Source organism: Ruegeria sp. BF7 (assembly GCF_056538605.1).
Window position 1 is genome coordinate 308,121 of record NZ_JBQFTM010000004.1, and the last position, 20,008, is coordinate 328,128.

Sequence of the window (20,008 nt, forward strand, 5' to 3'; positions counted from 1 at the left end):
GCAGCCTTCTTTCCGGTTTAGGTGGTGCGGAAGCGTATATTCCCGCGGTTCAGTTGGTCGATGCTAGTGACGCCCATCAGTTTCATGTCGCGCTCGATCTCGGCCCGCATCAGGCCCAGAGCACGTTCGACACCCGCCTGCCCTGCTGCGGCCAGCGGATACAGGTAATGCCGACCGACACCAACCGCCTTGGCGCCCAGCGACAGCGCTTTCAGAACATGGGTGCCACGCTGAATACCGCTGTCCATCATAACGTCCAGCTTGTCGCCAACCGCGTCCACAATTTCGGACAATTGGTCGAAAGGCGTGCGCGAGCCGTCCAGCTGGCGGCCACCGTGGTTCGACAAGATGATACCGGTGCAGCCGATCTCGGCGGCGCGTTTGGCATCATCAACGGTCATAATGCCCTTGAGGCAGAACTGCCCGTCCCAGTCGCGCACCATCTGCGCCACGTCGTCCCAGTTCATCGACGGGTCAAGCATGTCAGTGAAGTAACCACCGATAGAGCTGGCACCGCCGCCCATATCCACATGTTCCTCCAACTGCGGCAGGCGGAATTTCTCGTGTGTGACATAATTGATGCCCCACATCGGCTTGATCGCAAACTGGATCATGCCGCCCAGCGTCAACCGGAACGGGATCGAAAAGCCGGTGCGCAGATCACGTTCCCGATTGCCGCCGGTAATGCTGTCGACGGTCAGCATCATCACCTCGACACCCGCCTCTTTGGCGCGCTGCATCATCGCCGTGTTCAGGCCGCGATCCTTATGGAAGTAGAACTGATAGACCTGCGGGTTTTTGTGTTTTTTGCGCAGCTCTTCCAAAGACACGGTGCCCAACGAGGACACACCGAACATGGTGCCAAATTTCTCGGCCGCCGCCGCGACGGCGCGTTCACCCTGATGGTGAAACAGACGCTGCAAAGCGGTGGGCGAGCAGTAAACCGGCATGTCCAGTTTCTGCCCCATTACCGTGACGGACATATCCACGTCAGACACACCGCGCAGAACCGAGGGCAGCAGGTCGCAGCGGTCAAACGCATTGGTGTTTTCCCGATACGTCACCTCATCATCAGCACCCCCGTCGATGTAGTTGAAGATCGGCCCCGGCAGCCGTTGCTTGGCCAGCCGCCGGAAGTCGTGGAAGTTATGGCATTGGTTCAGACGCATCGGAACGGCTCCTTAATAGGCGACCGAAGGCAGCCAGGTGGCAAGGGTCGGCCACAGGAAGACCAGCGCCAGACCGGTCAGCTGCAGCAGCACGAACGGGATGATGCCCTTATAGATATGCGTCAGCTTGATCTCGGGCGGGCAGACGCCTTTCAGATAGAACAGGGCGAAGCCCACCGGAGGTGTCAGGAAGCTGGTTTGCAGCGTCACCGCGACCAGGATCACGAACCAGACCAGAGCCGGTTCATCCAGTACGCCAAAGCCGGGGATATCGATGCCCAGCCCGTTTACGATGGGGCGCATCAGGGGCAGCACGATCAGCGTGATCTCGATCCAGTCCAGCACGAAACCCAGCAGAAAGACGATGAGCAGGATGAAGAGGATCGTTCCGTTGGCTCCGAAGCCGGTGGATTGCACCACATGCTCGATCAGTTCGTCTCCACCCAGTTCGCGCAGCACATACGAGAAGACTGTCGCACCCAGGAAGATGGCAAAGATGTAGGCTGTGGTGTTGAAAGTCGAAACCAACACGTTCCACAGTTTCGCAAAGGTCAGCTTGCGGTAACCCAGTGCCAGCAGCGTCGCACCCAGCGCACCAATGCCCGAAGCTTCGGTCGGTGTAGTCAGACCAGCAAAAATCGAACCCAACACGGCCAGGATCAACATCAGGGTCGGGATGACGGCAATCAACACGTCTTTGACCGCAGCCCAATCCGGCGCCTTGGCACCTTCAGGAACGGGTGCCGCATCGCGCTTCACCAGAGCGAGGATAAAGATATAGGTCAGGTACAGGCCGCCAATGATCACACCGGGGAAAACTGCTGCCATGAACAGGTCGCCTACCGAAAGGGCCATCTGGTCGGCCATGATCACCAGCATGATCGACGGCGGGATCAGAATGCCCAGCGTACCGGATGCCGAAACTACGCCAGCCGCCAATGTCGGTTGATACTTCTGCTGCATCATCGAGGGCAGCGACAGCACACCCAGCAGCACCACGGACGCACCGATGATGCCGGTCGAGGCCGCCAGAATGATCCCGATCAGGGTCACCGTGATCGCCAGACCACCGCGAACAGTGCCGAACAGACGCTGCATCGAGGACATCAGACGCTCGGCCACACCGGATTCGTCCAGCATAAGGCCCATGAAGATGAACATTGGCAGCGCGACCAGAACCGCGTTGGACATGGTCGCATAGACCCGGTTCACAACCGCGCCGAGGGTCAGGTAATCCAGCCCGGTAAGTGTTCCTTCCAGACCTGTCCACAACATCAGATCATTGTCGAACAGATAGGCCAGACCGCAATAGGCGACACCCACACCGGCCAGAACCCAAGCCACCGGGTAGCCGGTGAACAAAAGGGCGATAAAGGTCAGGAACATCGCGATGACCAGCTTCTCCTCGGTCGTTTCGACCAGGAAAGTCAGGCCGACGCAAACCGCAGCAAAGACAGCCAGCACCAGCAGGATTCGGCGCAGCGACGCACCTTCGCGCTCGGTCTCCGGCCCGTACAGCAACGCGTGCCCGTCATGGATCAGCCGCGCCAAAGCAGCCAGAGCCAAAAGAACAAAACTAATGGGAATAACCGCCTTGAACGCCCAACGTGCTGGCAGACCCGTGGGGCTGTCCGACCGTTCGTTGACGCGTAAGCTCTCGTAGAAATAATCGTATCCCTGATCGACCATCAGATAGATGAACGGTGTCAGCAGGGTCAGGATGCCGATCACCTCTATCACCCGCTGCGCGCGGCGCGACAGTTGCATATGCAGCACGTCAACGCGCACATGGCTGTCCGTGATCAAGGCATAGGAAATACCGATCATCGTGACGATGCCGTAGAAATGCCACTGGACCTCATCCAGCTTGGGATAGTTCTGGCTGAACAGGTAGCGCAGCGAGACCTGAGCGAAAATCGCCCCCATCAGCAGCACATTTGCCCACATGACCACATGGCCTACCGCCTTGACGCCAGTGTCGATGGCGACAGCGATCTTCTGACGGTCTGTCTCGGGGTGCTCCAGGATGCCTTCATAGGCTTCGACCGGATCGTTGAGGTTCTTTTGGCTGTCCATGGTCATTCCTCGCTCAGCAGCCCGACGTGCGGGCAGTGATTGGTTAGAAATTCCGAATAAGAAGGAAATGGGCCGGAGCGGCGGTTTCGACCGCCCCGGCATCGTCAGTGCGGGAGGTTACTGACGAGGGAGGAAAGCGTTCGTTTTCCAAAGGTCATAGCCGTCACGGAACTCGTTCATATCGGCCAGAACCTGTGCAAAGAAGGCGTCATTGGCGGCTTCTTCAGCGGCAACCTCTTCCCAGGTCGCACGGAACGTATCCAGCATCTCGGGCGACCATTGCTTGATGGTGACACCGTTGTTTTCAACGTTGTCGATCAGAGCCGCGTGCTGAATGGCTTCGCCTTCGGCAAAGCTGTCCGCCATAGACGCCTTACAAGCGCTTTCGATGATGGCTTTATGCTGGTCGCTGGATTCGTTCCAGACGTCCTTGTTGATCAACAGTTCGAACACAGTCGCCTGCTGATGCCAGCCGGGGAAGTAGTTGTATTTCACCAGCTTGTGGAAGCCCAGGCGCGCGTCAATGGCAGGCATCGAGAATTCGGTCGCGTCGATGGCGCCTTTTTCCAGCGCAGGGAATATCTCACCACCCGGCAGCAGCGAGGTAGCCACGCCCAGTTTCTGCATCACCTTTCCGCCCAGACCGAAGAAACGCATCTTCAGGCCATTCAGGTCTTCAGGCGAGTTGATTTCAGTCGCGAACCAGCCTGAGGTTTCCGGGGCAATGATGGCGCAAGGCAGAACGTGAACGTTGTAACCTGCCTGATCGTACATCTCTTGGTACAGTTTCAGACCGTTACCATAGTACATCCACGCCATGTATTCGCCAGCCTCGGGGCCGAACGGAACGGCCGAGAACAGCGGCGCAGACGGGATTTTACCTGCCCAGTAACCGGCAGTGGTGTAGCCCGAATTGATCTTGCCGGTGGAAACGGCGTCAAGGATTTCGAACGGCGGAACCAGTTTGCCCGGCTCATACACTTTCATCTTCAGCGTCCCACCCGACATCAGGTCCAGCTGCTCGGCCACCCGCGGGATCGGCGAGCCAAGGCCCGGCAGTTCAGTCGAGAATGCGATCGGGGTTTTCAGCAATAGCTTGTCAGCGGCGACCGCGGGTGCGGCCAGCAGGCTGGCGGCGACGGCGAGGCTCGTCAGGGTCTTCTTCATGAATTCTCCTCCAGGTTGGTCAGGGCTTCCACCCCAATCAGCGGCGCAGGCTCTTCCAGCGCCTCTCCGGTGGTAAACTAACTTTACCAGTAACAACCAGTCAACAATTTTGTTTACCACTGGCCTATACCTTTTTGAGTGACCGAGCATTAGGATCAGTGTTGGTAAATGCAATTTTCTAGCAATTGAAAGCCGAAATTGCCTGTTTTTTGTTCTTTTTCATAATGCTAGATTCACTGTCAGGACCGACGCGGTTTGCTTGAGTTTTTGCCAAACATGCTTATATTTATTTACCAACAATCCTAATTCTGACACAAAACGGAGGCACGGCACCATGAGCCCCACAGCGATTTTTGAACCGGTCGGACACGAATCGCTGGCCGAGGCCGTCGTCGCCCAGGTCGAGGATCTGATCGCATCCGGCATCCTGAAGCAGGGTCGCAAACTGCCCTCGGAACGTGATCTTGCCGAAATGCTGCGCGTGTCGCGCCCCAAACTGCGCGAAGCCTTGGCGGTTCTGGAAGAACGCGGACTGGTCACTACACAACATGGCGAAGGGACTTTTGTCGCCGCACTGACCGGCCAGGCGATGATGCCCGCTCTGCTGGCGCTATACGAACGGCACGAACCCGCCTTTTTTGATTATCTGGAATATCGGCGCGAGCAAGAGAGCTTTGCCGCCCGCCTTGCCGCGCAGCGGGCGACCAAGGCGGACAAGGAGCGGATCGCAGAAATTCTGGCTGAAAATGAGCGGGCCTGGCAGGAGAATGACACCAAAGCTGCACAGGAAGCCGATTTCGCGCTGCACACGGCAATCGTGGATGCCAGTCAGAATGCGACCCTGATCCACATTATGGCCTCGATCTACGAACTCACCCGCAAGGGCGTATTCTACAATCGCGATTTCCTGAAGACGATTGACGGGACTGGCGAGCAATTGCTGGCCCAGCATCTGGAATTGGGCAAGTCGGTAATCGACGGCGACGAGGCGCGCGCGGCAAAAGCCGCAGTCGATCATATCGATTTCGTCGAAGAGTCGTTCAGACTGGGGATTGAACGCAATCGTCGCGAAGCGATGGCTGAAAAACGCCGGATGCTGTCTGAACGGTAACGACCACACCTGTACGGAATCATGTGTAGTCGTTAACCGGAATGCGGTGAGACGCGAAATTCCGCAATCCCCTGCCCCAATTCCATCAGTGCGCGGCAATAGCGCGAGATAATCAAAGTTTCTTAACCCAATCTCCTTTCGTCGGAAACCAACCACGAGTTTAGCAAGTTGGGTACCTGCTATCGTTACATCGACAACATCCAAACAGAAAAACGTGATAGCCGAGGCGCGAGCGCTCTCACCAATGCCCAGCCTGTCAGGGCAAGAGATCGGACACCTTACTGAAACCTGCCAGGTCGAACCCGAATGAGATCGGGTCTCCGATCCTGTTTTTGCCTTCGACCGTCAACTGATTGCCGGCCCGCATCGCTGACATCCAGTCCGGTGAGACGGGCGAACGCGCAAAGCAGCCCTGCGCTTCGCAGGTCAGAAAATCCAGACGCGCAACTTCCGCGCCATCGACCTTGGCGACCAGCCCTTCGGAGAACAGCAGGCCAAACGGCAGGGTCAGCACGGTCTCGGTCTCATCCTTGCCTGCGGGCTTCACAAACGAAATAGAGGTAAGCCTCTGGTTATTCTCCGTCAAAACGATGCTTTGGGTCATTTCGCAGATCAGTTCGGTGCCGTTGACCAAATTGCTGCAATTGACGGACCACAATGGCGCGTCGTTCTCCTGTGCGGCAAGAGGAAGCGCAAATCCCAATGAGGCCGCCAAAGCGCAAATCCAAGTTTTCATACTGCTGTCCCTCATTAATTAGAATTGTACCCCAAGACCAAGACCAACCTGCAGGGCCTCGGTCGAGTCCCCGAACATATGGTCGAGGCTCAGGTTGATAAAGCTGCTGTCGTCCAGTGCGAACAGTCCCAGCCGGGCTGAAACCAGTCCGTGTGTATCGCCGATATAGCTGGTATTCGAGAACCCGCCGTCGGCGGCGCTGGCGCCCGCGAACCCGGCGCTGACCGATACGGTGTCGTCCGACGAAATGATGGCACCGGCCCGCAAACTTGCGCGCAGTTTCTGTGAGGCGCTCAGGACCTGTTCGGTGCCGATCTCCAGCGATGGTGTCAGTGAATAGATCATCTCGCTGTTGTCTTGCAGGACAACCCCCGAAAGGGTTGCGTCACCGTTGCTTTCGGTCGCCAGGCGCGTGGCATCTACGGCGATCTCGGGTCGCAGGTAAGAGCTGCCACCGGCAAACCTGTGGTCATAGGCAAAGCTCAGCCGCAGATTCTGGTGGTTCATTTTGTGCTTGATCGAGCTAACGCCAACAGTGTCTACAACGTTTCCGTTCGGCAGCACGCCACTGATCCCACCGGCCCTGAGCGTGTCATAGTCCGACCAACCGGCGGACAGCATGGCGGCAAACTCCCATGCACCGGTGTATTTGGTCAGTGACGCGCCCAGATTGAACCGGTCACCCGTCGCATTATACTGCGATCCGTTGCGCAGGCTTATCCGGTCATGGCCCACTGCAAACCCGGCATAGAGTTCATCCCCGACCGGCAGACGGACACCCGCGGACAGATTGGTGTTGTTGATGTCCAGCTCATCGTAAATGCCAGTCTGGTCACGGTCGTAGAAAGACCTTCCTCCGGAGAACCAGACACAACTGCGCGGATCGTCACCCGCCTGATAGTCGGTAAAGCGTTCGCAATTGTGCAAAGTATCCGCGAACACCCGGGTACCGTAGTAGGCGTCCACCGCATCCGAGGCGTAATCCCCCACGGTCAGCCCATCGATCGCGGCGATGACGTCAGCCTCAGACATCATGTTCCCGATCAGCGCAAACAATTCGCCTTGCGCGGCCGACCCCTGCCCGTTCAGGACCTGGTTGATGTAATCCCCAACGGCCGCTTGGTTCGCGTTCATATTAGCGGTCGAGTAATCCGGCGTGATCACCAGATCAATCGAGCTTCCGTCCGAAGTCGAACCGTTCAGGCCAATCGAGTAATCCAGCACCACAGTGTCTTGAATCGTCGTGCCTGCGTCCGCCGCCGTGCCGTCCGGGTTGATGATGACCAGAGGCAACGCCCGTTCCAGCCTGTTCAACTGAGGCAACAAGGTACCGCCTATCGTGGCGTCGCCCGTGACATTGACCAGGTCGCTGTCACCGCCCGATGCCCCCGAGGTCAGAAAGTACACATCGAAGGTTGAGCTTGCCGTTGCACCAAAGGCCAGGCTGCCGGTCAGGTTTGTGGTCTGGCTGACGTTTCCGGCAAAGACAAAATCCCCTGCCTGAACATTCGATGAGAAGTCGGTATTCAGACCCCAGTTCGCGCCCAGAACGAAATCGCCGTTCACCTGCATCATCCCGGCTGCGCCCAGATTGATCGTATCCAGCGCATAGAAGGCGCCTCCGTCCTCGACAGTCAGGCTGTTGGTGCCTGCGCCAAGGTTTAAGTTGCCAAGCGCTGCGCCCGCAAGCGAGACCTGTTCATTTCCGTCACCGCCATTCATCAACTGGTTGTTCCCGGCGAGCAGAACCGTGTTCTCCGACAGAGTCAGCGCATTGTTTGCACCGCCGTCCACAATGATCGAAGCGACCGCGTCCACCTGCCCTGTACCGCCCATGACGACGCCATCGAACCCCAGTGCAATGGCACCCGCCCCGTCGCGCCCTTCGGATTGCGCCAGAATGCCGATACCGCCTTCACCGACCGACAGGATGTTGCCAGTCAGTGCCATGTCGATAGCACCACCAATCCCAGCACCGCCCGCGGACCCACGGAAGACCGAGTCCACCATGCCGCCACCGCCGCCCAGCGACTGCGCGACAACGCCAATCGCGTTCTCTCCGGTCGTCACGATATTTCCGGCCTGGGTAAACCCGATATCGCCGCCGTCACCGCCATTGTTGGCCGACAGGTCCACGGTAACCCGGCTGGCCTCCATGTCGGTCGAGACGAGGCCACCACCGCCGCCGATGCTCTGAATGACGAACCCGTGCGATCCGTTGCCGCTGGTGGTCACGTCACCAGTATTGGCGAAATCAACATCGCCGCCATCGCCGGTCGAACCGTCCTGCGCGCCCAGCGTCACGGCAGCCTGCCCCAGACCCGAGATGACGACCTCGCCGCCACCCGCGCCGATGCTCTGGATGCTCTGGCCAAAGGAGCGATTACCGCTGGTGAAAACGTTGCCGTCCAGCGTCAGGGTAATACCGCCGCCATCATTGTTAAAGCTGGGGTCAGATCCCAGGATCACCGACGCGGCCTTGTTCGTATCGACCGTTCCGGTACTGTTCAGCACCAGCTTGCCGCCGCCCCCGCCAATGGATTGCGCCGATCCCGCGGACGAGAACGCACCATCGGTACCCACATCGCCCGTGCGGCTGCCATTCACGCCACCGCCACTGGCGTCATCGGTGTCAATCGCACCCAGACGGGCGGTGATATCGATACCGTCGCCGTCCTGCACAACAACGTCGGTTGCCGCGGTGCCGCCGCCGCCACCGACGCTCTGCAGCATCAGGGCTGTTGATCTGTCGCTGGTCGTAGCGATATTGCCGGTATGCGATTGCGCAAGCTGACTGCCCGCCATACCGGAAACGTCATCACCGCCCAGGGCGATATCGCTGCTGACGACAGAGCCGGTCGCGCCACTCGTCGTGGTGGTGAAATCGACGGTTGTATCGACATTACCACCGCCGCCGTTCACGGACTGGGCAAACACCGCTTCGCTACCTTCACCGTTTACAAGGATGTCGCCGGTCGAATTGACCGTCACGGTGCCCACCGAACCAGTGGACCCTTCGCGCGCGCCAAGTGCCTGCGAAATCGTGTAGTCCAGCGCCGAGACCAGCGGGGAAGATACCGAATATCCGGCATTGCCACCGCCGCCGCCAACGGATTGCGCATAGATGCCGAACCCGTTTGCGGCATTCACGACTATGGAGCCTGTGTGGTTTACCGTGACGTCTCCGCCATCTGCACCATCTCCTCCGGACCCGCCAATGGCGATCTTGGAATAGGACTTGCCTGTCATGGTGTTTTTGAGGTCATTCACATCCATGGCAACGGCCAGACCGCCATTGCCACCGCCGCCACCAACTGATTGCGCCATGATGCCATAGGCTCCGGCGCCGTCCACCCGGATGTCGCCGCTGTTGGTGACCACCACGTTGCCCGCAACATTGCCACTGCCGCCCGAACCGCCGATGTTCAGCTGCGCGGTCGGAGAGCTGTTGTCCCCGGTCTTGAGCCGCACCGTGCCCGTGATCGAGCTGCCGCCGTTACCGCCGCCGCCGCCAATGGATTGCGCAAAGATGCCGTGGGCTCCGGCGCCAGTGGTCACGATCGTCCCGGCATTGGTCACCGACACGGTGCCGCTAATTCCGCCGGTGCCGCCCGAGCCGCCCAGACCGAATTGCAATGCCCGCCGTGTGCTGGCCTCGGCACCGCCATAGCGGCCATCCACCGAGATCGTCGAACCGCCATTGCCGCCGCCGCCACCGATCGATTGCGCAAAGATGCCGTAGCTTTCCTTGCCGGTGGTCAGGATCGTTCCATCGGTTTCGTTGACAACGGTAACCGTGCTGCCAGCCCCGCCGGTGCCACCAGTGCCACCAATCAAGATGGCATTCGTTGTTGCCCCGTCCGAAGACCGACCCAGAATGATGTTGCGCACCTGTTGCGCGTCACCACCGCCGCCGCCGACCGACTGCGCATAGATACCAATCGATTTGTCGCCCGTGGTCTGGATCAGGTCACGGTTGGTTACGGAAACTGCCGCCGACATCGCGCCCGTGCCACCATTGCCGCCGATGGACAGGGTCGCCGTGTTGCCGATCTCCTTGCGCAGGCTTATGATGCGGTTTTCAACCACACCACCCATGCCGCCACCGCCACCGACCGACTGTGCGTAAATTCCGTGCGACATGCTGCCTTCGGTGGTGATGATCCCGTCACTGACCACGGTCACGGTGTCCGAGGTCATGCCATCCCCTCCGGTGCCGCCAATATTGATCGACGCGGTAGTGCCCACCGTCGACGGATTGACCACGGCCTTGATCGTGTCGAGGTTCGACTGACCGGCCTGCACCATCCCACCAGTGCCACCTGCCCCGCCGATGGATTGCGCCATCAGGCCAACCGAGCGGTCTCCTAACGTGGCGATTCGCGCCGTGTTGGTCACATCGACCTTGCCACCCACGCCACCGCTGCCACCGGTACCACCGATTGAAAGTGCAACCGAGATACCCTTACCGGCCGAGTTGCTGGCCTTGCCACCCGTTCCGCCACCGCCGCCAACGGATTGCGCAAACACACCATGTGCATCCGTACCTTGCGTGACCACCGTACCTGCAACCACCGAAGTAACGTCTCCCGCTGCGCCGCCAGTGCCGCCTTCAAGACCTACCGACAGGCTGGCTTTGTTGCCTTTGCTGTCTCCGGTTTTTGGTGTGCCGATGCTGACAGAAGTCGAAGACGAGTTGCCACCGCCGTTGCCGATGGATTGCGCGAAGAACCCATAGGACCCCTTGCCCGCAGTACTGATGATCCCGTTCGAACTGGCATATACGTCACCACCGCTGCCGCCGGTGCCTCCGGTCCGGCCGATCTGAATGTTGACGTTTCCGCCATCCACCGAAGTCGAGGCCGAATTGTAGCCCGCATTACCGCCGCCGCCGCCAACGGATTGGGCGAACAGGCCATGGGAATTCGCTCCGAGTGTGGAAATATTGCCGGTGTTTCGCACGTCAACCGAACCGCCGATTCCGCCCTCACCCGTACCGCCACCAATGGCCAGACCAAAGCCCTTGTTGGTCGCATCAGAGGCCAGCTCATAGGTCATGCCGAGATTCAGGGCCGCGTTGCCACCACCACCGCCGATGGACTGACCAAAGACGCCGTGGCTGCCGTCCTGCTTGGTGAGGATATCGCCGTAGTGGTCGATATCCACCGTGCCGCCATCCCCGGCGGTTCCGGCGTCACCACCAATTGCGACCACAGCCGAAACGCCCGTTTTGTTGCCAGAGGAATCCGCCGGGTTGGTTTTGCCTTCCAGCTCGTCCAGCACCTTGTTGTAGTTGGCGATCACCGAATCATCGACGCCCGAATTGGTCGGTGTCTTGCGATCGGTTGAATCGCCGGTGCCGCCATTGCTCTGGCTGCCGGTGGTCTTGCTGATGCCCACCACTGCGTTGATTCCGGCGTCTCCACCGCCGCCACCGATGCTTGAGGCTTCGATCCCGTGTGAACCGACACCATCTGTGACGATGGTGCCCGCCGCAATGGCGGCAGTACCGCGCGCAACTGTCACGTCGCCTGCGTCTCCGCCACCGCCGCCAAAGCCGCCGATGCCCATGGCAATGGGTGAACTGTCCTTGGTGCCGACAAACGTCGCATTGATCCCGCCGGTGCCACCACCGCCGCCGATGCTTTGGGCAAAGATACCGCGGGCGTGGTAACCGTTGGTTGCAATACCACCGGTTTGCGTGACCGACACGTTGCCTGCATTCGCCCCAGTGCCACCGTGACCACCAAGACCACCGACAATGCTCAGGTCGGTCTTGCCGTCAGAATTGTTGGAGTCCCCGTAGTTCAACTGCCCGGTTACGTTCAATGCGCCGTTACCGCCGCCACCCGCGATGGATTGTGCCAGAACGCCGTGCTTCCAGTTACCGGCGACGGAAACAGTGCCGGCATGGTTAACGGTTACATCGCCCGAGACGTTACCGTCACCACCGAAACCGCCAACACCGAAGGTGACCGAGGGGATCTTGCCGTCCTTGCTCAGCGCGATACCGCCCGACACGTTCAAGCCGCCATTGCCGCCACCGCCGCCGATGGACTGCGCCATCAGACCGGCCGAGCCATCAGTATCGGGTTTGTCTTCGTTGAAGACACCCATGTCGATGAACAGTCGCTCCAATCCGAAGCTTGAGGCAAGTTCCTCGGTCTCATCCACTATTGTGTCGCCCAGGAAGTCGCGCAGCTTGTCTTCAAAGGTGGTGGTATTGGGGATCGAGATATCATCCGGGTTCGTCGTCACGGTGATATTCGCCTGCGATGTCACGGTGACATTGCCCGCCTTGCCGCCATCGCCCGCGAACCCACCGACACCGACAATCAGAGAACTGTCGGACACGATCCCGCCGGAAACGTTCAGGCCGCCATTGCCGCCGCCGCCGCCAAGTGATTGCGCCAGCAGACCGGATTGACCGGTGCCATGCGCCATGATCGTGCTGCCCGCACCGATGTTTACATCGACATTCCCGGCATCACCGCCACCGCCGCCAAAACCGCCGACGCCCACAACCACGGCATAAGACTTGCTGCTGTCTGTCTGACCTGCCCCGGGTTTGCCGCTGATCGCGATGCCGCCGGACACATTGGTGCCGCCATTGCCGCCGCCGCCTCCCAGCGATTGCGCTATAATACCGCTGGCGCCTTTGTTTTCATCCACGGCGAACGAGCCGTCGGATTGCTGCACCATCGGCACCGCCTGCAGGTTGCCGGTGTAATCCAGATCAACATCACTGGCGTCACCGCCCGACCCGCCAAAGCCGCCAACACCCGCCGCGACCGAGAAGATCGTGTCCGAACCAGAGGGCTTGGTCAGCGCCAACGAACCCGAGATATTCACGCCACCGGTGCCACCGCCGCCGCCAAGGCTCTGTGCGAATAGACCATGCGACCCGTTACCCGCCGTCACAACGTCACTTTGAACATCTAGTGTCACCGCCCCGGCATTGCCTCCGCCGCCGCCAAAGCCGCCAAGGCCCAAAGCAACTGCTGCGCCGGATTTGCCCGTCAGATTCACCGCACCCGAAACGTTCAGACCGCCATTGCCGCCGCCACCGCCAACCGATTGCGCCATGACACCGATACTGTCCGCGCCCGTCGTAACCACCGAGGTTGTGCCGCTGCTATCTGTGGCAGACCGCAAAGTGCTGATCACATCACCCGCATTGCCCGCGCCGCCGCCGAAACCGCCAACGCCCAGGCTGACCGAGCCGCCATTTTCCTGGCTGATGCCCAACGAGGCCGAGATATTCGTGCCGCCATTGCCGCCACCGCCACCAAGGCTCTGCGTCAGAATGGCCGTACTGCGATCACCGCCGGTGGAGACACCACCTGTGACGGTCGATTGCACCAGCGCCCCGGCATCTGCACCGCCGCCGCCGAATCCGCCGACTCCGATAGCCACAGCCGCGTTGGCCGACCGGGACAGGGACAAGGCCGCCGAAATGTTGGTGCCACCATTACCGCCACCACCGCCAAGGCTCTGGGTCAGAATGCCGACCGAGTCGTCGCCGGTCGTCGTGACATTGCCCGTGACCTGCTGCGTGACATTTTCGGCCGCACCGCCATCGCCTCCGAAACCGCCAACACCTATCCCCAGGCCACCCGAATAGTTGCTGGCGACTGAAATCGCACCGGAGACATTCGTGGCACCATTGCCACCACCGCCGCCGAGACTCTGCGCGACGATCCCGGCCGAACGTGTGCCAGAGGTGCTGACATTGCCGTCGAAAGTACTGTCGACCACGCCACTGGTACCGCCATCGCCACCAAAGCCACCCACACCGATGCCCGCTGCGCCCGACCCGGTGCGCGCAATGCTCAGCGCGCCCGAAATATTGACGCCACCATTGCCGCCACCGCCACCGACGGACTGAACCAGAACACCGGTTGAGTTGTCGCCGCTCGTGGTGACATCTCCGGTGACCGAGCCCGTTGCCGTGCTCGCATTGCCACCGTCGCCACCGGACCCGCCGATACCAACGCCAATTGCGCCGCCACCGGTGCCCGAGATGTTCACGGCGGCCGAAACATTCAGCCCTCCGTTACCACCACCGCCGGCCGCGGATTGCACCAGAACACCGCCCGAATTGTCGCCCGCTGTGGTGACATTGCCCACAACCGTGCCGGTGGCCGTGCTCGCGTTGCCTCCGTTGCCGCCGCTGCCACCAAGGCCGACAGAAGCACCGCCACTGCCTTTTCCGGCAACCGTCACCGTGGCCGAAACGTTCATGCCACCATTACCGCCACCACCACCGAGGCTCTGCACGACGACACCACTGGATTCGTCACCCTGCGTCGAGACATTGCCGGTCAGAGTGGCCTCAGCCGTACCGCCGTTGCCGCCGGTACCGGATGCGCCGCCCAGACCCACCGACGCGCCGCCCGAGCCAGTGCCCGCTGCAGCAACGGCGACCGAGATATTCATACCGCCATTACCACCGCCACCTCCGACAGACTGCGCCAGCAAGCCGGTCGAGGTTTCGCCCAGTGTCACAAGGTTGCCGGTGACATCTGCGGTGACTGCCGAAGCATCGCCACCACCGGTTCCGCGGCCCCCCAGACCCACGGCAGCCGCGCCGGATCCCGTACCCGCGCCGCCGACTGAGGCAGAAACGTTGAAGCCACCGTTGCCGCCGCCGCCACCGATGGATTGCGCGACGACTGCACTGGATTGTGCGCCTTCGGTTTGCACGCTGTTGGCAACGGTCAGATCGACAACACCGCCCGTGCCGCCACCGCCGCCGGACCCGCCCAGACCAACGCTGATTGCGCCTGAACCCGTACCAGCCCCGGCCAGTGCGGGCGAAACATTAAAGCCGCCATTGCCGCCGCCGCCGCCAACGGACTGCGCCAGAATGCCCACCGAAGCATCGCCCTTGGTCACGACATTCGCCGTAGTGCTGGCCGTGACCAGACTGCCGTCACCACCGCCATCGCCCGAACCTCCCAGCCCGACAGACACCGAACCCGCGCCGGTTCCCGCACCCGATACGGTCGGCGAAACGTTGAAACCTCCGTTGCCTCCGCCACCACCGAGGGACTGCGCGACAAAACCACTAGACGCGAAACCATCGGTCAGGATGGTTCCGTTCGAAGTCAGCGTGACATTGCCGCCATTGCCGCCCGTGTCGCCGGATCCGCCCAACCCGACGCTGACGGCACCGCTGGCCGTACCGGCGCCTGACAGGACCGGGGCCACGTTGAAGCCACCATTACCGCCTCCACCGCCGATGGATTGCGCCACGACGCCTGAGGAGCTGTCACCACGTGTTTCAACCGCGTTGTTCGATGTGGCGATCACGGTGCTGCCACTGCCGCCGCCGCCACCGTTTCCGCCAAGGCCAACTGAAACGCCACCACCGGCTGTACCCGATCCCTGAACCGAGGCACTGACGTTGAAGCCGCCGTTGCCTCCTCCACCACCAATGGATTGCGCCAGGAACGCAGTGGCCGAGTCGCCTTGCGTCAGGATCGTGCCGCCCGAGGTCAGAGTGACTGCGCCACCATTGCCGCCCCCTAGACCGGTACCGCCCAGCCCAACGCTGACTGCGCCGCTGGCCGTGCCTGCGCCTGCCCCGGTGCCCGAGACGTTGAAGCCGCCATTGCCGCCGCCGCCACCTATGGATTGAGCAACCACGCCCGAGGAACGGTCTCCGACCGTCACAATGGAATTCGTTGTGGTCAGATTGACAGATCCGCCTGTCGCGCCGGTACCACCGTCACCGCCAAGCCCGACCGAGACCGCGCCGCTGGCCACGCCCGCACCCGCCAAAGAGGCGCTGACATTGAAACCGCCATTACCGCCACCGCCGCCAACAGACTGCGCCAGAACTGCAGTGGAATCCGCTCCACCCGTCGAGACGGTTCCGGTCACGCGACCGGTTACGGTTCTTCCGATACCGCCGCCCGAGGCGTCCCCACCAAGACCAACAGTGACAGCTCCGCCGCCTGCACCGGCCCCTGCGATCCCGGCCGTGACGTTGAAGCCACCATTGCCGCCGCCGCCGCCAATGGACTGGAACACCACGCCGCTTGAACTGTCGGACAGCGTTGTGACATTGCCCGCAACCTGGCCTTCGACGATACCGCCATTACCGCCGGTGGCTCCGTTGCCACCTAGCCCGACACCGATGGACCCGGCTCCGGCCCCGCCTGCCGCAACACCAGCCGTGACGTTGAAACCGCCGTTGCCGCCGCCACCGCCAATGGATTGGATCACAACTCCGGTCGAACGCGCACCCTCGGTCCGGATATCGCCATTGATGCGTACGCCCGTGACGGTTCCACCAATGCCACCGCTGCCGCCGTCACCACCAAGGCCCACATCCACAGTCCCAGCGCCCGCGCCTCCTGCCGCGAGACCCGCCGCGACACTAAAGCCACCGTTGCCGCCACCGCCGCCAATGGATTGCACGGCGACTGCTCCGGAATCATCGCCGCGTGTGGTGACATCCGCATCGACCTGCGCAGTAACGGTTCCCCCAGCCCCGCCTCCGCCAGCTTTACCGCCAAGGCCCACGCTGACCGATCCGGCCGCCGCGCCGCCGATATCGGCGCTGGCTCCGACGGCATAGCCGCCATTGCCGCCACCGCCGCCGACAGACTGCGCTACAACTCCGCTGGAAAACGCGCCACTGGTCTCGATCGACGTACCGCCTGCGACCAGAGTAACGTTGCCCCCGGTTCCGGCACCGCCACCGTCACCGCCGACGCCAACGTTGATTCCAACGGCCGCACCGCCGCTTGCGCTGATCCCGGCCGCGATGCTGCCACCGCCATTGCCACCACCGCCGCCGACCGATTGCGCGATGATCCCACTGGAATTCGTACCCGTCGTAGTAACGTCCGCCTTGGTATAAACCCGCACAAGACCGCCATTCCCGGCACTACCCGCCTGGCCACCGACCCCTACCGAGACATTGCCCGAGAACAGAGCCGAAGCTCCTCCGGTCGCAGCAACGGCCAGACCGCCATTGCCGCCGCCGCCGCCAACGGACTGGAACAACATACCGGTCGAGCGGTTGCCAGTGGTGACCACCGTGCCCTCGAACCCAGCCGCCGTCGCAACACCACTGCTGTTGAACTGGCCGACCGTAACCGGACCGCCCTTGCCGCCGGAACTGCCGTCGCCGCCGACGCCAACGGCCAGTGAACCGGACACCGGACCACCGGACACGGCGACCGACACGGCGTAGCCGCCATTGCCGCCACCGCCGCCGACCGATTGCAGCATGACGCCGATGGAATCGTCCCCCCCGGTCTGCACCGAAGCCGCGCCGCTTCCACTAAGCGTGACCGCTCCGCCATCTCCGCCGTTACCTGCCGAGCCGCCGACCGATACCGATGCCGCACCAAAGGCCCCTACAGCAACTGACACGGCACCGCCGCCATTGCCTCCGCCACCACCAACAGATTGCGCGAACACACCTGCCGAACGATCACCCGAGGTTTGAATCGCCGAAGGCTGGCTGCCGTCGGTGTTGGACAAGGTGACGTTGACATTTCCGCCGGTTCCGCCAGCACCGCCCTTACCGCCAATGGCCACGCCGACAAATGCCCCAACCGAACCGGACGAACCGCCATTACCACCGCCGCCACCGATGGACTGGGCCAGAACGCCCATCGCATCGTCTCCGGACGTGGTGATGATGCCGTCATTCACGATGGTCACAGTCGAACCGCTGCCGCCGCCGCTGCCGTTGCCGCCGACAGACACCATGCCTCCGGACGAGCCGCCATCACCACCGCCGCCGCCGATTGACTGCGCGATGATTCCGCGGGCGCCGTCTCCGCCGGTCACGAGACGCCCGTAGTTGCTGACACTGACCGCGGCACCCGTGCCACCCCTGGACCCGGTGCCGCCGATGGCGACCAGACCGTAAGAGTTCGCCCCCGTACCACCGCTGCCGCCAATGGATTGCGCCATGACACCGTCGGCACCTGTACCCGAGGTCAAAACACTGCCGCTGCCCTGTACCGTGACGCTGACTGTATTACCGCTACCACCGTTCGAGCCAACACCACCCAAAGACAGGGACACCAGACCGCCTGCTGTTCCGCCCGAACCGCCGCCACCGCCGATGGACTGCGCGACGATACCACGTGCGAAATCTCCCTGCGTTTCAATTGCACCGCTATGCGAAACCGAAACCTGACCGCCATTGCCGCCATTGTCCGCGCCGCCGATCAATGAGACCAGAAGGTTGCCGCTGGTCCCCGCGGACCCGCCCGAACCGCCTATGGACTGAGCGTAGATACCATTTGCGAAGTCTCCGGTCGTCAGGATGCTGCCAGTTGACGTCGTGTTGACCGTCACCTTGCCACCGTTTCCACCATAGCCACCATCACCGGAAGACCCGACCAATCCCCATTGCGATCCGCCATTGCCGCCATTGTTGGAAACACTCAGCGCATAGACTCCATCTGCAGAATCTCCGCTTGTCGAAATCGTACCCCGCTGGGTGACCGTCACATTGCCGCCGTCGGCCGAATGCCCACCGGTGCCTCCGCCCGGCGCCGCAAAGCCGCTGCCGCCATTACCTGCCTTACCGCTGCGGCTGAACGCAAAGATTCCGTCATTACCTTCGCCCGATGTCTGAATCGTACTGCTGGCGGCCTGAGTTGCGTTGACCGTTCCGCCCTTGCCGCCATCACCTCCGTCGCGACCGCTCCAGAAACTCAGGTATGAATCTCCGCCACTACCCCCGTTCCCACCGACACTGCCAACTTGCCAGCCGATGTTGCTGGTGGCATTGACGTCGCTTGTCAGGGTCTTTGTCTGTGTTGGGCCATTGGACCCATTACCGCCAGAGCTTGGCGGCACAACCAACGCGCCATCACGTCCGTTACTACCATTCTGCCCGTAAACAACCTGGTTCACACCGTTGGGCCCCGAGACATCCTCGGGTGGGGTCACTGTGCCTGGGGTGCCGGAACTGTTGAAGTTGCTGTTGTACTGGGAAAGGGTCAGCTGCGTCGACAAACTGGCCGTGCCGGTTGCGCCAGAATTGCTGATTTGTGCTGTTGTCCCCGTAATGGAAACAATATTAAAAGCCAATGGGGGATTGTCGGTATTGTAGATCGTATCGCCCGCACCCTTAACCAGAAAAACGTAACCGTCCGCCGTTTCGACAAAGGCAGTTGTCCCCGCTGTTGGCGTCGATGCCGGGTCCACGATCAATGCACTTACAGTGGTATCCAAGCCGGTCACTGGGTTGGTAACCGTATCACCGACTTTCGAGGCAGATGTAGGCGCGGCAAGCAACGGTGTTGAAATCACGATATAAAGTGAAATCGCGAACAGCAGTATTAATCTCATTGTCACCTTCGAACCTCGCACCGGTTCCACCCAGAACACATGGCAATCGCACAATCCCGAAGAACAGCAATCTGCCCGATAAAACCCATCACCATTTCGTACAAGGTATTCGCAAGCTTAAGGAGATCAGTTCTAAAATTTCTCCCGTTAACAGTTTCGTAACCATTATTGCTCAAAAGCAACATCTTTAGTGCAGCTATTGTCAAACATTGGGATTTCGCTCGGGTTCAGCCGCGATGGCGGGCACGTGCCTGCCAAGTCAGTTTGAAGTCAGACAGGAACCTATGTTTGGCTGGCAAATCGTAGCTGCTTTTTCTTAGGGTGCGCAGTCTTCTTTTTTGTCCCTTACAATGTTTCGTACCGCGATTTGGAAGAGGTCATGCGCGAGGTGCAACTCTCACCTGGTTTCTACCCATT

6 protein-coding genes are annotated in these 20,008 nt (G+C 61.0%); 1 reads left to right on the top strand and 5 read right to left on the bottom strand.

Going from position 1 to position 20,008, the window contains the following annotated elements:
* Positions 1–17: 17 nt before the first annotated feature.
* The 3 genes from ACR0IK_RS12130 to ACR0IK_RS12140 form a co-directional block, all read right to left on the bottom strand.
* Positions 18–1,169, bottom strand: coding sequence for an alpha-hydroxy acid oxidase (locus ACR0IK_RS12130; protein WP_480591586.1), 1,152 nt, complete (start codon positions 1,167–1,169; stop codon positions 18–20).
* Positions 1,170–1,181: 12 nt separating this feature from the next.
* A complete protein-coding gene (locus ACR0IK_RS12135) occupies positions 1,182–3,251 on the bottom strand; it encodes a TRAP transporter large permease subunit (protein ID WP_480641673.1) in 2,070 nt (689 codons plus the stop codon).
* A gap of 111 nt (positions 3,252–3,362) precedes the next feature.
* Positions 3,363–4,412: a TRAP transporter substrate-binding protein gene (locus ACR0IK_RS12140; RefSeq protein WP_480591591.1), complete on the bottom strand. Its 1,050-nt coding sequence runs from the start codon at positions 4,410–4,412 to the stop codon at positions 3,363–3,365.
* A 334-nt stretch (positions 4,413–4,746) separates the two neighbouring features.
* On the opposite strand from ACR0IK_RS12140, the gene ACR0IK_RS12145 reads away from it, so the two are divergent.
* Positions 4,747–5,523, top strand: a complete 777-nt coding sequence (locus ACR0IK_RS12145) for a FadR/GntR family transcriptional regulator (RefSeq protein ID WP_480591594.1) — start codon at positions 4,747–4,749, stop codon at positions 5,521–5,523.
* 256 nt (positions 5,524–5,779) lie between these two features.
* Here the strand turns inward: ACR0IK_RS12145 and ACR0IK_RS12150 are convergent, their stop codons facing one another.
* Together ACR0IK_RS12150 and ACR0IK_RS12155 are read right to left on the bottom strand one after the other, a co-directional pair.
* The gene (locus tag ACR0IK_RS12150; protein ID WP_480641674.1) at positions 5,780–6,259 is read right to left on the bottom strand and encodes an invasion associated locus B family protein; all 480 of its coding nucleotides are present in this window, start codon (positions 6,257–6,259) and stop codon (positions 5,780–5,782) included.
* A gap of 18 nt (positions 6,260–6,277) precedes the next feature.
* Entirely contained in the window at positions 6,278–19,591 is a 13,314-nt protein-coding gene (locus tag ACR0IK_RS12155; RefSeq protein WP_480641675.1) for a hypothetical protein, read from the bottom strand.
* Positions 19,592–20,008: the final 417 nt, after the last annotated feature.